Raw genomic sequence first — 12,761 nt, forward strand, 5'->3', positions numbered from 1 at the left:
GGGTACAACAGTGAAGTTTGTGCATTTACAATGTCAAACCGTTTTTAGTTTATTAAAAAGTGCTTGTAAAATCGATGAGCTTGTCATTCGGGCGAAAGAGCTTGGATTTTCATCGCTGGCCATTACAGATGAAAATGTTATGTATGGAGTTATTCCGTTTTATAAAGCATGCAAGAAAAATGGTATACAGCCTATTATCGGCTTAACAGCTTCTATTTTTAGTGAAGAAGAAGAAAGGTCTTATCCACTCGTCTTACTTGCTGAGAATGAAATAGGCTATCAAAATTTATTAAAGATTTCTAGCAGCATTATGACGAAGTCAAAAGAAGGTATCCCGAAGAAGTGGCTTGCTCATTATGCGAAAGGATTAATTGCAATTTCACCAGGGAAAGATGGAGAGATTGAACAGCTATTATTAGAAGACAAAGAGAGTCAGGCTGAAGAAGTAGCTCATACGTATCAAAATATGTTCAGCAATTTTTATATAAGTTTGCAGCATCATGCGATTCAAGATGAACTGCTTTTACAAGAAAAACTGCCTGAATTTATTAATAAGGTAAACGTTCCAGTCGTTGCAACAAATGATGTTCGCTATATTAATCAAAGTGACGCACTTGTTCATGAATGTTTATTATCTGTTGAAGGCGGAACGAAAATGACTGATCCAGATAGACCGAGAATGAAAACGGATCAGTATTATTTAAAGTCATCGGATGAAATGGAAGCACTATTTTCTCATGCTGAGGAAGCAGTTCAAAATACAATAACAATCGCGGAACGTTGCCAAGTAGAAATTCCTTTCCATGTAAATCAATTACCGAAATTTCCTGTTCCATCTAACGAGACGAATGATACGTATTTGCGCCGTGTTTGTGAAGAAGGCTTGCAGAAACGTTATGGTACGCCGAAAGAAGCGCATATAAGACGTTTGGATCATGAATTAAATGTTATTTCTCGTATGGGATTTAGCGATTATTTCCTCATCGTATGGGACTTTATGAAATATGCACATGAAAATCATATTTTAACTGGGCCAGGCCGTGGATCGGCAGCTGGTTCACTCGTTTCTTACGTATTGGAAATTACAGATATTGATCCGATTGAATATGAATTATTATTTGAAAGGTTTTTAAACCCTGAACGTGTGACACTTCCAGATATTGATATTGATTTTCCAGATATAAGACGTGATGAGATGATTCGATATGTGAAAGATAAATATGGTCAGCTTCGTGTTGCTCAAATTGTAACGTTCGGAACTCTTGCAGCGAAAGCCGCAATTAGAGACATTGCTCGTGTAATGGGGCTCCTGCCAAGAGATATTGACATATTTTCAAAACTTATCCCATCAAAGCTTGGTATAACGTTAAAAGATGCATATGAGGAATCGCAATCGCTTCGTGAGTTTATACAAGGGAATCTTTTGCATGAGCGTGTGTTTGAAATTGCAAAACGTGTAGAGGGATTACCGCGTCATACGTCTATTCATGCAGCTGGCGTTATTATGAGCCAAGAACCGTTAACGGGAAGTGTAGCGATTCAAGAAGGGCATAACGATGTTTATGTTACGCAATATCCAGCTGATGCATTAGAAGAACTTGGGTTGCTCAAGATGGACTTTTTAGGCTTACGTAATTTAACGTTACTTGAAAATATTATAAAGTTTATTGTTGAAAAAACTGGGAAACAAATTGATATAAGAAATTTACCTCTGCAAGATGAAAAGACGTTTCAATTGTTAGGAAGAGGGGATACAACAGGTGTATTCCAGCTTGAATCAGGTGGTATGCGAAATGTACTTCGTGGGTTAAAACCGAATGAATTTGAAGACATAGTCGCTGTTAACTCGTTATACAGACCAGGACCGATGGAACAAATTCCAACCTTTATTGAATCGAAGCATGGGAAAAGACGCATTGAATATTTACATCCGGATTTAAAGCCGATTTTAGAAAGAACATACGGCGTAATTGTATACCAAGAACAAATTATGCAAATCGCATCGAAGTTAGCTGGATTTTCGCTTGGAGAAGCGGATTTGCTGCGCCGTGCAGTGAGTAAAAAAAATCGTGATATTTTAGATCAAGAACGTAAGCATTTTGTTCAAGGTTGTTTGGAAAACGGATACGACGAGACATCTTCAGAACAAATTTACGATTTAATTGTAAGATTTGCGAATTACGGTTTTAACCGAAGTCACGCTGTAGCTTACAGTATGATCGGATATCAGCTTGCATATTTAAAAGCAAATTATACGCTGGAATTTATGACGGCGTTATTATCAAGTGCAATTGGAAATGAAGATAAGATTGTGCAGTATGTACGAGAAACGAAGCGGAAAGGTTTTCACGTTTTACCGCCGTCTCTTCAGAGAAGTGGTTACAACTTCAAAATAGAAGGGAATGCGATTCGATATAGTTTACTTTCGATTCGGAATATCGGAATGGCTACCGTGACGGCATTATTGGAAGAACGAGAGAAAAAAATGTTCGAAGATTTATTTGAGTTTTGTCTTCGTATGCCATCAAAATTTGTAACAGAGCGAAATTTAGAAGCGTTTGTCTGGTCTGGGTGTTTTGACGATTTTTGTGTTTCGAGGACGACGTTATGGAAAAGTCTTAAAGGAGCGTTGGAGTATGCAAATCTTGCACGTGATTTTGATTTAGGGGATGCTGTTCCGAAATCAAAATACGTACAAGGAGAAGAGCTATCCTTTATTGAACAGTTAAATAAAGAGAAGGAAGCACTCGGTTTTTATTTATCTAGCTATCCGACAGCGCAGTATGCGGAGTTAGGAAAAGAATTAGAAATTCCATCTCTTGCTCAGGCGATGCGACATAAGAAAAAAGTACAAAGAGCGATCGTATATATAACAAGTGTGAAAGTTATTCGTACGAAAAAGTTGCAAAAGATGGCGTTTATTACATTCTGTGATCAAAATGATGAAATGGAAGCCGTTATTTTTCCAGAAACGTATATACATTTTTCGGACAGGTTACAAGAAGGTGCAATTGTTTTAGTTGATGGTACGATCGAGCAAAGAAATCATAAGTTGCAATGGATCGTGAATGGACTATATCCGCTAGAAGAAATGGATGTTTATGAAGAAATGAAAGAAGCATCTGTTTACGTGAAATTGCCGTCTCAATATGAAAAAAAGTTTGTAAATCAAGTTACGAAAATATTGTTTGATTATTCAGGTTTTACGAAAGTACTAATTTATTATGAAAAGGAACATAAAATGGTACAATTATCTCGAAGTTTATCGATTCATCCAAGTGAAGAATGTCTAGGAGCACTTCGTGAAATTGTCGGTGACGAAAATGTCGTTGTGAAAATATAATGGACAATTTCCCTACACTTCGATTATTATAGTAGTAGTGTTCGTGGTCAGACCACTTGGAGAAATTGATATCAGCAAGCATAATTTGAGGAGAGTGGATAGTTTGTCAACACTTCGTGAAGAAGCACTTCACATGCATAAAGTGCATCAAGGAAAATTAGAAACTGTATCAAAAGTAAAAGTAGAAAATGCAAAAGATTTAAGTCTTGCATATTCTCCAGGGGTTGCAGAGCCTTGTAAAGAAATTTATGACGATAAAAGTAAGGTATATGAATATACAATGAAGGGAAATATGGTAGCAGTTGTGACAGATGGAACGGCTGTACTTGGTCTTGGTAACATTGGACCTGAAGCATCTCTTCCAGTAATGGAAGGTAAAGCTGTATTATTCAAGAGCTTTGCTGGTGTAGATGCATTCCCGATTGCCTTAAATACAAACGATGTAGATAAAATTGTTGAAACTGTAAAATTAATGGAGCCAACTTTTGGCGGTGTAAACTTAGAAGACATCGCAGCACCAAACTGCTTCGTTATTGAAGAACGTTTGAAAAAAGAGACAAACATTCCAATATTCCATGATGATCAACACGGAACAGCTATCGTAACAGTAGCAGGCCTTGTGAACGCGCTGAAGTTAGTTGGAAAGAAAATGTCTGACATTAAAGTTGTCGCAAATGGTGCAGGTGCAGCAGGTATTGCAATCATTAAACTTTTATATCGCTATGGTGTACGTGACGTTATTATGTGTGACCGTAAAGGTGCAATCTATGAAGGTCGTCCTGTCGGTATGAATCCGGTGAAAGATGAAGTTGCAAAATATACAAATAAGAATCGTATAGAAGGTTCTTTAGCTGACGTTTTACAAGGTGCGGACGTATTCATTGGTGTATCTGCAGCAGGTGCATTAACTGAAGAGATGGTTCGTACAATGAATGACGATGCAATTATTTTTGCAATGGCGAATCCGGTTCCAGAAATTATGCCAGAATTGGCAAAAGCAGCGGGCGCAGCTGTTGTTGGAACAGGTCGTTCTGACTTCCCGAACCAAGTAAATAATGTACTAGCTTTCCCAGGTATTTTCCGCGGTGCACTTGATGTACATGCGACACAAATTAATGAAGAAATGAAGATGGCAGCTGTACAAGCCATTGCAGAGCTTGTATCAGAGGATGAGTTGAATGCAGATCATATCATTCCAGCACCATTTGACGCGCGTGTAGCGCCTCAAGTAGCGGCTTACGTTGCGAAAGCAGCAATGGAGACAGGAGTAGCTCGCCGTCAAGTAGATCCAAATGAAGTCGCTGAGAAAACAAAACAATTAGCGCTGATTGGTAAAGAATAAGCGAGGAATTTCCATTGACATCATCAAATACAAAAGTATATCTCGAAATTGTAAAAAAAATCCGTTCCATTATGGAAGAGGATTGTTTAGTAGCAGGGGATCGTTTGCCATCTGAGCGTGAGTTAAGTTCACGCTTAAATGCTGGACGTTCCTCTGTAAGAGAAGCATTACGTGCGTTAGAACTGGTAGGATTAATTGAAACGAGACGTGGTGAGGGGACGTTTATTCGAAACTTTTACGATAACGGTCTTGTACAATTAATTGCTCCGTTTCTACTGCAAGATGAGAAAACAATTCGTGATTTATTACAAACAAAACGATTGCTTGAGAAAGATATGATTCGAATTGTATGTAATTTACCGAAAGAAACGTTTTCTAAAGTACTAAGTAAATTACACCAAGTGCTTGAAGAAAATGAAAGTTCAATTCCAATGCTTCATCAAACGTTCTTTAAAACACTTATTGAACAATTCGATAATTATTTACTATATCGCATTTGGATGATCGTAAATGATTACGTTGCAACTCTTTCTTGTGAAGCTTCAGGAGATTCTATCACAATGTATAGAAGGCTTTATGCTACTTTGGAAGTGAAACAAGAAAATGATGCGTTAAAAATTTACGATGAATTAGTAGAGAATATACAGTTTCACTCGTAATGTATAAAATTTGTCGAAATGACCATGACACGTTATGACAAACATTCTACCGCATAGCGGTTAAAGTTAAACGTAAAGAGAGAGGTTATTAGACAGATTGAGAAGATAAGGCTAACATCAAACATTGGTGTTAGCCCCATTTTCTTCTTACGCTAACCTTAGCTCTCAACGAAGGGGGTCAAATTGTGCTAAGAGATTTATTCGTGAAAAAGAAAAAGTACGCTGCAATACCTTCAGAACAAGTACGAAAAGATGTACCAGATGGCGTTATGACAAAATGTCCGAAATGTAAAAAAATCATGTATACGAAAGAGCTTCTTAAAAATTTAAAAGTATGCGTGAATTGTGGATATCATCATCCGATGAATGCATGGGAACGCCTTGATAGTATATTGGACGAAGGTTCATTTCGTGAGTATGACAAAGAGATGGTTTCACTAAATCCACTTGAGTTTCCGGGATATGAAGAGAAACTAGAAAACGATCGTAAGAAGACTGAATTGAATGAAGCGGTTGTAACTGGTGAAGGAACAATTGATGACATGCTTGTTGTTGTTGCAGTAATGGATTCTCGTTTTCGAATGGGCAGTATGGGCTCTGTTGTAGGAGAGAAAATTGCCCGTGCGGTTGAAAAGGCATACGACTTACAAGTTCCATTTATTATCTTTACTGCGTCGGGTGGTGCTCGTATGCAAGAAGGGATATTAAGTTTAATGCAAATGGCAAAAACAAGCGTAGCTTTGAAAAAGCATAGTAATGCAGGAGGGTTATTTATTTCTGTTATGACTCACCCAACGACGGGCGGGGTTTCAGCGAGTTTCGCTTCACTTGGTGATTACAATCTTGCAGAGCCAGGTGCACTTATCGGATTTGCTGGTAGACGCGTAATTGAACAAACAGTGCGTGAGAAACTGCCGGAAGATTTCCAAACGGCAGAATTTTTACTAGAGCACGGTCAATTAGATGCGGTGGTGCATCGTGATGATATGAGAGAATCACTCCGTAAGATTTTAGAAGTTCATCAAGGAGGGGAAATGGCTGTATGGCAGAGCTAGAATTTGAGAAACCAGTTGTTGAGCTAAGAAATAAGATTCGTGAACTGAAAGACTATACGAAAAACAGCCAGATGGACTTCAGTGAGGAGATTCGTATTTTGGAGGACAAGCTAGAAAAACTAGAGGAAGATATATACGGCAATATGAAAGTATGGGACCGTGTTCAAATTGCTCGTCATGCAGAACGACCGACAACGCTCGATTATATTGAGCACTTATTTACTAATTTTTTTGAATGTCATGGAGATCGCCTATTTGGCGACGATGCAGCGATTGTCGGTGGCATTGCGAAATATAAGGGGATGCCTGTAACTGTAATTGGGCACCAACGCGGAAAAGATACGAAAGAAAATATTCGTCGTAATTTTGGGATGCCTCATCCAGAAGGATATCGAAAAGCACTGCGTCTAATGAAACAAGCGGAAAAGTTTAATCGTCCCATTATTTGTTTCATCGATACGAAGGGAGCTTATCCTGGTAAAGCAGCTGAAGAACGTGGACAAAGTGAGGCAATTGCCCGTAATTTATTTGAAATGGCGGGTTTAACTGTACCTGTTATTTGTATCGTTATCGGTGAAGGTGGTAGCGGTGGTGCGTTAGGTCTTGGAGTAGGAGATTACATTCATATGCTGGAAAATTCCACTTATTCTGTCATTACACCAGAAGGTGCGGCGGCGATTCTTTGGAAAGATGCTGGTAAAGCAAAAGAAGCTGCAGAAGCGATGAAAATTACAGCATTAGATTTGAAAGAATTAGGTGTAATTGACGAAATTATTCCAGAGGCAAAAGGCGGAGCGCATCGTAATGTTTTGAAACAATCAGAAAATATAGATTTAATGCTTAAGAAAACTTTTGAACAATTAAGCGGAATTTCGAAAGATGAATTAATCGAAAAACGTTATGAAAAATATATGAAAATTGGGCAAGTTTCGTTTTCAAACGCTTCCATTGGGATAAAATAAGAAAAGCGTGCGTTCCTCTTCGCGAATGCACGTTTTTATTATGAAAAGACACATCTTCTCCATTGTGTTTTTATATTTTTTCGTGTTATTTTATTATAAGGCAAATAATCTTTATGAGGTGAGTACAAATGAAACGTATTGGTGTATTAACAAGTGGTGGAGATTCACCTGGTATGAATGCTGCCATTCGTGCAGTTGTTCGTAAAGCGATTTTCCATGATATTGAAGTATATGGTATTTACCATGGATACGCTGGTTTAATTTCTGGTCATATTGAAAAATTAGAACTTGGTTCTGTTGGCGATATTATCCACCGTGGTGGTACAAAATTATATACAGCAAGATGTCCTGAGTTTAAAGACCCGGAAGTACGACTAAAAGGAATCGAGCAATTAAAGAAACATGGTATTGAAGGACTTGTTGTTATTGGTGGAGATGGTTCTTACCAAGGCGCAAAAAAATTAACTGAGCAAGGATTCCCATGTGTAGGTGTACCAGGTACAATTGACAATGATATCCCTGGAACAGACTTCACAATTGGTTTCGATACAGCTTTAAATACTGTTATTGATGCAATTGATAAAATCCGTGATACAGCTACATCTCATGAACGTACATATGTTATCGAAGTAATGGGACGTCACGCTGGAGATATCGCATTATGGGCTGGTTTAGCTGATGGTGCAGAAACTATCTTAATTCCAGAAGAAAAGTATGACATGGAAGATGTTATCGCTCGTCTGAAACGCGGTAGTGAACGTGGTAAAAAGCACAGTATTATCGTTGTAGCTGAAGGTGTTGGAAGTGCAATTGACATCGGTAAGCACATTGAAGAAGCAACAAGCTTTGATACTCGTGTAACTGTATTAGGTCACGTACAACGTGGTGGATCACCAAGTGCACAAGACCGTGTATTAGCTAGTCGTCTTGGCGCAAGAGCAGTTGAATTGTTAATTGCTGGTAATGGTGGACGTTGTGTTGGTATTCAAAATAATAAACTGGTTGATCATGACATTATCGAAGCGTTAGCTCAAAAGCATACAATCGATAAAGATATGTATCAATTATCTAAAGAATTATCTATCTAATCGGCTTAATGCCTTGTATTTGGGAACGGTTTCATAATTTTCGGAGGTGCAATATGCGTAAAACTAAAATTGTATGTACTATAGGTCCTGCTAGTGAAAGTATTGAGAAATTAGAGCAATTAATGGAAGCGGGTATGAACGTTGCTCGTTTAAATTTCTCTCATGGTAGCCATGAAGAGCATGGAGCTCGTATTAAAAATATTCGTGAAGCTTCAAAGAAAACTGGTAAAACAGTTGGTATTTTACTTGATACAAAAGGTCCAGAAATCCGTACACATGACTTCGTAGACGGACAAGCTGAGCTTGTAACAGGTGCAGAAGTAATTCTTTCTACTGAACAAGTATTAGGAACTGCAGAGAAGTTCTCTGTATCTTATGCTGGTCTTTATGATGATGTTGATCCGGGTTCTCGTATTCTAATCGATGACGGTCTTATCGAACTAGAAGTAATCGAGAAAGCTGACGGAAACATCCGTACAAAAGTATTAAACAGCGGAACTGTAAAAAATAAAAAAGGTGTTAACGTACCAAACGTAAGCATTAAGCTTCCTGGTATCACTGAAAAAGACGTACAAGATATCGTTTTCGGTATCGAGCAAAAAGTTGATTTCATCGCAGCATCTTTCGTACGTAAAGCATCTGACGTATTAGAAATTCGTGAATTATTAGAAGGGCATAACGCTCAATACATCCAAATCGTACCAAAAATCGAAAACCAAGAAGGTATCGACAACATCGATTCAATCTTAGAAGTTTCTGACGGTTTAATGGTTGCTCGTGGTGATATGGGTGTGGAAATTCCACCAGAAGAAGTACCGTTAGTACAAAAACGTCTAATCAAAAAATGTAACGTATTAGGCAAACCAGTTATTACTGCAACACAAATGTTAGATTCTATGCAACGTAACCCACGTCCAACTCGTGCGGAAGCAAGTGACGTAGCAAACGCAATCTTCGATGGAACAGATGCAATCATGCTTTCGGGTGAAACTGCTGCGGGTCAATACCCTGTAGAAGCTGTAACAATGATGGCTAACATTGCGGTACGTGTTGAAAAATCATTACAATATGAAGATATGTTCAAAAAACGTATTAAAGAGTTCACTCCAACAATTACAGATGCAATTAGCCAATCTGTTGCGCACACAGCACTTGCTCTTGATGTAGCTGCAATCGTAGCTCCAACAGAAAGTGGACATACTGCGAAAATGATCTCTAAATACCGTCCGAAATCTCCAATCGTAGCTGTAACATCTGACGAGCAAGTAGGACGTCGTCTTGCACTTGTTTGGGGTGTTCAAGCGTTTATGTCTGAGAAACGTGCAGCTTCTACTGACGAAATGTTAGATACAGCAATTCAAACAGGTATGGATGCGGGTCTAATCGGACTTGGAGATACTGTAGTAATCACTGCTGGTGTTCCAGTTGCTGAAACTGGTACAACAAACTTAATGAAAATCCACGTTGTTGGTGAAGAAGTTGCTAAAGGGCAAGGAATCGGTCGTAAAGCTGCAAAAGGTAAAGTAGTTGTAGCGAAAACAGCTGCTGAAGCTGTAGCGAACGTAAACAAAGGAGATATCCTTGTTACAACAAGCACTGATAAAGATATGATTCCTGCGATTGAAAAAGCTGCAGCTCTAGTTGTAGAAGAAGGCGGTCTAACAAGCCATGCAGCTGTTGTGGGTGTATCAATCGGTATTCCTGTTATCGTTGGTGTAAACGGCGTAACAACAACTTTAAAAAGTGGCCAAGAAGTAACAGTTGATGCAGCACGCGGAATTGTTTATAATGGACATGCGGAAGTGCTATAAGAAGTAATACGGAGAGAAGGATCGGAGTCCTTCTCTTTTTTTTACACAAAAAAGGATAGAAATAGCTTTAAATACCTGAAATAGCTTTGAAAAACGTTTATTATAATGTTTAGTGGAAGAAGGGTTATTCGTCCTTTGTAAAGCTTGTATGAGCGTTATGAGGGGCTTATAAGGGGTTTTGTAAGGGGATTTGGGTATTTAACCTTTTGAATGAAATATGAAGGAGTGTGGAGCTGTGAAGTGGTTGTTATTCTTACTTATTGTAATACCGGCGATTGAGATTACGGTATTAATAGGATCGAGTCATGTAATAGGTTTATGGTCTACGTTCGCTATGATTGTATTTACGGGTATTGTGGGTGTATATTTGGCGAAACGACAAGGGTTTAAAGTACTTAGAGAGATCCAATTTAGGTTAAATAGAGGAGAAATGCCGGGTGATACGGTTCTAGATGGTATTTTTATATTCGTAGGAGGTATTCTTTTAGTACTGCCTGGATATGTGACGGATATAATAGGTTTTATCTTTGTTGTTCCTGTAACGAGGGCTTTATTGAAGCCGGTTGTTATGAAGTGGATTGATTGGAAATTTAGAAAGAGAACTACTATTATTGTTCAGAAATAACGCGTAGATTATAGGATCTACGCGTTATTTTTTTTGTTTGCTATTTATAGTCAATTGTTAGCTTCTTGTTGGGGCTGGATTGTTGTTAGTTATTAAACGATAGGATACAGAGGGTTCTTGTGAATTAAAAGTGTTACATTAGGGTGATGTTCTTGCTTATAGTAAGATTCGAGTAGTGAGCAGAAGTTAGACAGGAGAAGAAAAATTACTGATTAAAGGGTTCATCTGCCTCGCTTTGTATATTTATTCATTTACATAAAAAGTAATAAATGTAAGTAATAATTATAGAGAAAATAGAATAAAAATGTATTTACGTCCTAAAATATGCGTTTTCATGCAAAAAAATAAGAGAATTATCCTTTTTTAGGAAATTCTCTTTTGAATGTAGGTAGTACAAAAAAGTACAGTGAATAATCAGTGGGGAATTCCCACTGATTACAGTTGATTTTTTGTTGTGTATGAATTAGAAAATATTATTTTGATGGTGAGCCCTTAATGAATTTCCATAAGTCGTGGAATACATGAGCTTTGTGTAATGTATTAAGTAGTACTAATATGACTGGACCGATGATTAATCCTAAAAAACCAAAGAGCTTAAAGCCGACAAATAGAGCGATGAGTGTCGCTAATGGATCGAGTCCAATATTAGATGAAAGTACTTTTGGCTCCATGATTTGTCTTTGGACAATCACGACGATGTATAGGATGAGAAGACCGATGGCGAATGCAGTATCGCCTGTGAAAAATACGTATATAACCCAAGGAACGAAGACGGCTCCAGTTCCTAAATACGGGAGTAAATCTACAACCCCTGTAATAATCGCGATAGTAATTGCGTATGGCACGCGTAATATTAAAAGGCCGATTAGTACAATAATAGTTGTCATAGATACGAGTGTAAGTTGCGCTTTAACAAAACCGAATAAAGCTTTTCTTAAATCGACAAAAATAGTTTTTCCGTATCCATGTACACGATTAGGTAGAAGTTTTCTTACTTTATGAGCAAGACGGTGCCAATCGTAACTAATGAAGAAGGTGGCTAATAAGACGAATACAAGAACAGTTAAAGTTGTAGGTAATGCACTAATGAAATTTGTTAATCCACTTATAATGGCGGTTAAAAGTTCTTTCATTTGTGTCGTTGCTTCGGTGCCTAAGTTTTGAATGTTTTGTGTAATAGTGTATCGCTGTGGTTCTCCGAGATGATTAAATTTAGAGATTAAATCATCATAGAGAGGCATAATATGATTAAGTGCAAATTGTTGGGCGAATGCAACGATATCTGGAAACTTCACTGTAACAATTTGTAGTAAGTATGTTGTGGCAGATATTGCTTCAGTTACAAGGTATGTAACGAGTCCGACGATAGCTCCGAATACGAGAATTAAGCTAACGAGTACCGCTAATGCGCGAGGGAATTGTAGTTTTTGATTAAGGAAATTGACGACAGGATTAATCAAATAAGCGAATGCAAAAGCGATAATAAAAGGATAGATAAGGCCTGACATGTACAGCAATGCATAGAACCCAACTACCGTTGCTACAATGACAAATATGAGTCGTAATATCATATATAGTAAGTTTCGGTTCAAAGATGTATACCTCCCATTCCAATTTGGATTATCCTAATTCGTTCAACTTATAACTAGTGAGATTCACTGATCAAAGTTTCACTTTATGTTATAGTGGAATGATGGATTTAGCCTGCTTTTACAGCGGATTAATGACTACAGAAGCTTGTTGGTGATGCTTCTACTATATGGTAAAAACTTCATTTTCTCTCCTTTTTATTTTACCTGTTTCTTATTATAAAAGAAAGGAGAGACATCCGCTTTTAAATGTATATGCATGCTTTATTTTTTTCTGGTTAAAGTCT

General features: G+C 37.8%; 9 protein-coding genes. 8 read left to right on the plus strand and 1 reads right to left on the minus strand.

What is annotated here, in order from left to right; all coding sequences use genetic code 11:
- Positions 1-10: 10 nt before the first annotated feature.
- From dnaE to MR071_RS12055, 8 genes are all read left to right on the plus strand, one after another.
- Positions 11-3,343: a DNA polymerase III subunit alpha gene (dnaE, locus tag MR071_RS12020; protein WP_242236186.1), complete on the plus strand. Its 3,333-nt coding sequence runs from the start codon at positions 11-13 to the stop codon at positions 3,341-3,343.
- 133 nt (positions 3,344-3,476) lie between these two features.
- The gene (ystJ, locus tag MR071_RS12025; protein ID WP_165763976.1) at positions 3,477-4,685 is read left to right on the plus strand and encodes an NADP-dependent malic enzyme; all 1,209 of its coding nucleotides are present in this window, start codon (positions 3,477-3,479) and stop codon (positions 4,683-4,685) included.
- Positions 4,686-4,699: 14 nt separating this feature from the next.
- Positions 4,700-5,344: a FadR/GntR family transcriptional regulator gene (locus MR071_RS12030; protein WP_105586807.1), complete on the plus strand. Its 645-nt coding sequence runs from the start codon at positions 4,700-4,702 to the stop codon at positions 5,342-5,344.
- Positions 5,345-5,529: 185 nt separating this feature from the next.
- Positions 5,530-6,399 (plus strand): acetyl-CoA carboxylase, carboxyltransferase subunit beta, encoded by an 870-nt coding sequence (gene accD, locus MR071_RS12035; RefSeq protein ID WP_002173724.1) that lies wholly within the window; start codon positions 5,530-5,532, stop codon positions 6,397-6,399.
- Positions 6,387-7,361, plus strand: a complete 975-nt coding sequence (accA, locus tag MR071_RS12040) for an acetyl-CoA carboxylase carboxyl transferase subunit alpha (protein WP_000818787.1) — start codon at positions 6,387-6,389, stop codon at positions 7,359-7,361. Before accD ends, accA begins: the two co-directional genes overlap by 13 nt.
- 128 nt (positions 7,362-7,489) lie before the next feature.
- Positions 7,490-8,449: a 6-phosphofructokinase gene (gene pfkA, locus MR071_RS12045; protein ID WP_002034288.1), complete on the plus strand. Its 960-nt coding sequence runs from the start codon at positions 7,490-7,492 to the stop codon at positions 8,447-8,449.
- Between the two features lie 53 nt (positions 8,450-8,502).
- The gene (gene pyk, locus MR071_RS12050) at positions 8,503-10,260 is read left to right on the plus strand and encodes a pyruvate kinase (RefSeq protein ID WP_105586806.1); all 1,758 of its coding nucleotides are present in this window, start codon (positions 8,503-8,505) and stop codon (positions 10,258-10,260) included.
- Between the two features lie 235 nt (positions 10,261-10,495).
- A complete protein-coding gene (locus MR071_RS12055) occupies positions 10,496-10,885 on the plus strand; it encodes an FxsA family protein (RefSeq protein WP_105586878.1) in 390 nt (129 codons plus the stop codon).
- 473 nt (positions 10,886-11,358) lie between these two features.
- Here the strand turns inward: MR071_RS12055 and ytvI are convergent, their stop codons facing one another.
- On the minus strand, positions 11,359-12,477 hold the full coding sequence (gene ytvI / locus MR071_RS12060) for a sporulation integral membrane protein YtvI (protein WP_002088938.1): 1,119 nt from the start codon (positions 12,475-12,477) through the stop codon (positions 11,359-11,361).
- Between the last annotated feature and the right edge of the window lie 284 nt (positions 12,478-12,761).

The sequence above is a fragment of the Bacillus cereus group sp. BfR-BA-01316 genome (genome assembly GCF_022664195.1).
In the GTDB taxonomy this organism is placed as follows: domain Bacteria; phylum Bacillota; class Bacilli; order Bacillales; family Bacillaceae_G; genus Bacillus_A.